This is a genomic window from Serratia sp. (in: enterobacteria), assembly GCF_051654945.1.
Taxonomy (GTDB): Bacteria; Pseudomonadota; Gammaproteobacteria; order Enterobacterales; family Enterobacteriaceae; genus Chania.
Genome location: NZ_JBOFZA010000068.1, coordinates 1 through 2,286 on the forward strand (window position 1 = coordinate 1; position 2,286 = coordinate 2,286).

A 2,286-nucleotide genomic window follows, 5' to 3' on the forward strand; every position below is an offset into this window, starting at 1 on the left:
ACAAGGTCACCGTCACCTACACCGCAAAGGATGCGAACGGCAACCCAGTCAGCGAGCTGACCAACCTCGGTCTCCTGGTGGACGGCATCACCGGCTACACGTTTGTCGCGTTCGCAGACCAGGGTAACGGCATCTACACCGGCACCCTGACTGGCATCAAGTCAGGTACTGCCAGCTTAATGCCACTGTGGGACGGTGCCAAGGCAGCGCAGTCTGCGGCTCCGCTGACCCTAACGGCAGGCCCGGTAGCGCCGACCAACTCCACTGTAACCGTATCAGTGTCCAGCATTGTGGCCAATGGCACGACCACCACAAAGGTGACCTATACTGCGAAGGATGTGAACGGCAACCCGGCCAGCGGGCTGACCGTGACACTGAATGTGACGGGAGTGACCGACACCAGTTTTAGCGGTTTCATAGAGACCGGGACAAGCACCGGCATCTACACTGGTACCCTGAGCGGCATCACCGCCGGCACCGCCATCCTGATGCCACAGGTGGATAGCGCCGCCGCAGCGAAAGCTATAGTGACGCTGACGCTGACGCAGTGGGCGTCTGTAGTCACCAGCGTCACAGCAAACGGCTATACGTTCACTACGCCGCTAAAGGCAATCGCATTCGGCGGGGCTTTCTTTACACTGAACCCGCCTACGGGCACGGTGAGTGATTTCACCTGGACTTCGGCCAATTCAAACATAACAGTATCCGACATCGGAAAAGTGACTTTACTCAGTACCGCGTACAAAACCCTCAACACACCGGTGACTATCACCGGGAAACCCAAGGTCGCGGGGGCATACCCGGTTTTAACCTATACTTTCACCATCACAGCCTGGGTGTATCCGACTACCACGGGAACACTGTTGAACTCATCGGGCGATGTTAATTGTATTAACATATCACCGCAGGGTCGAATTATAGAGTTCTCGGTATATGGCACCACCACATCCGTGCGGGGAGCGAACGCCAGTGTCCTTCTGAGCGTATGGGGATTCCCCACTGAAGACGCGTATCCAGGTAATGCGATAGCAGCCGCGGCTACAGCGCAAGGGAGTGGGTACTTCAGGGCTGCGCTCGTGGAGACTTATATGGTGTACTACTCGACGGGAAGAAAAGGCAGTTCTGCGTACTCAGAATATCGGGCTTTGTGTTATAAATAAAAGTCTCGGTGGTCTGATTCACATCAGTATAGGATCAAGTACGTTGAGTCGAGTTCTGCTATCCGCAGAGCATGGCTAAACAGCACAACAACCTGTGTATTCGGAAGGGCCACTGATGTTTCCGAACTCGTTCCAGCCCACCGCAGCCAATGCGTCAGATACTGCGCCACCCGGCTCTGCCGCTGTGAAGCGGACAGGTGCCGGGTCTGCTCATAAAGCCGGCGCAGTTTCTGCAGCATATTATTAACAGCACGGGGGGCAGGCTTACTGCCTCCTTTGTCATCCAGCCAGAACTCCATCCAGCCCGTCCCTTCTGTGAGACCGCTCAACGTGTTCCGTCGACTTGCTGGACAAGGGTAAGGGGGAAAGGTGCCATTGTCCGCTATTCACTATCCAGCGGGGAATCTGACCAAAAAACAGCCACTAATCCAGTCAATTGTTGACGCTGTTGATAGGGTCAATAACATTGCTGGCACCTGTCACTTTCGTGTCGTTCCGGTGAACTACGTTGCCACATCCAGTTTTATACTCGCCCATGTCGGCTGGGGCACAAGCAGCAGCCATTCATGTTTCAGACTGCCCCAGAAGCGCTCCATCACCGCATTGTCCCAGCAGGCACCCACGTCCCCCATGCTACTCCTGAGCCCGTAGCTCTCCAGCAACGCCCGGAAGCGACTGCCGGTATATTGCGAACCTCTGTCCGTATGCACCACCAGACCCCGGGGCGGATTGCGCAGGTTATACGCCTTCATCAGCGCCCGACAGACCAGCGACGAGGTCATCCTGCTGTCCACGTGCCAGCCCACGATACGCCGGGAGTACAGGTCCATTATCACGGCCAGATACAGCCAGCCTTCGCCGGTCTTAAGATACGTGATATCGCTGACCCACACCTGATTCGGCCCCGGCGGGTTAAAGTTCTGGTTCAGCAGGTTGGGGGCCACTTCTGCTCCAGGGCGCGATTTCGTGGTGACCTTATACGCCCGGCGCTGGCGGCAGACCAGCCCCTCTTCCTGCATGAGTTTCCTCACCCGCCAGCGGCTGATGGTGATGCCTTCTTCCCAAAGTTTTTTAACCCGTGTCCGGCTGCCCGCCCCCTGCCGACTGGCAGCGAACAGCGCCTTCA

At 56.8% G+C, this 2,286-nt stretch carries 1 protein-coding gene and 1 pseudogene; one reads left to right on the top strand and one right to left on the bottom strand.

What is annotated here, in order from left to right:
- Positions 1-1,160: invasin domain 3-containing protein (locus ACRDCA_RS10440; protein WP_438689446.1), on the top strand; the 1,160-nt coding region annotated here is incomplete at its 5' end.
- A gap of 512 nt (positions 1,161-1,672) precedes the next feature.
- Here ACRDCA_RS10440 and ACRDCA_RS10445 read toward each other — a convergent pair.
- A pseudogene (locus tag ACRDCA_RS10445) lies at positions 1,673-2,286 on the bottom strand (IS3 family transposase); the annotation flags it as partial.